We start from the raw sequence: 510 nt of genomic DNA, 5'->3' as shown, positions 1-510 counted from the left end.
GGCTCAGATGGCGGCCAGGCTGCGGGCGGCGGCGGTCACGGCGGCGCACTGCGGGTCGGGTTGGCCGGTGATGGCGGCCAACGCGCCAGCCAGGCTGGGATGGCGGAAGTGGAACCCGCTGGCCAGGGCGGCGGCCGGCGTAACGCGCTGGCCATTGAACAGCAGTTCGTGGGCGAAATCCCCGAGCAGCGCGGTGAGCAATGGGGCCGGCACCGGGATCAGGGTCGGGCGGCCCAGCAACTGGCCCAGGGTGCGGGTGAATTCGGCGTTGGTCACGGGGTGTGGCGCCACGGCGTTGACTGGTCCCGAAAGCCGTTCATCGCCAATCGCATGGATGATCAGGCGCACCAGATCATCACGGTGAATCCAGCTCATCCACTGCCGCCCGCTGCCCAGGCGACCGCCCAGCCCATAGTCGAACGGCGTCAGCAGCCGGCCGAGCAGGCCGCCGCTGCGGTCCAGCACGAGGCCGGTGCGCAACAGCACCGTGCGCACGCCGAGGCGGCTGGC

1 protein-coding gene is annotated in these 510 nt (G+C 71.4%); it reads right to left on the bottom strand.

All coding sequences use genetic code 11. The features are described 5' to 3' along the window. Window positions 1–3: 3 nt before the first annotated feature. Window positions 4–510: DUF1731 domain-containing protein (locus tag GJ693_RS16670; protein ID WP_156257303.1), on the bottom strand; the 507-nt coding region annotated here is incomplete at its 5' end.

It is taken from the genome of Sandarakinorhabdus oryzae, assembly GCF_009733735.1.
Classification (GTDB): Bacteria; Pseudomonadota; Alphaproteobacteria; order Sphingomonadales; family Sphingomonadaceae; genus Sandarakinorhabdus; species Sandarakinorhabdus oryzae.
The sequence above is the reverse complement of the archived record's forward strand: the minus strand, read 5'-3'. Positions and strand labels throughout refer to the sequence as shown.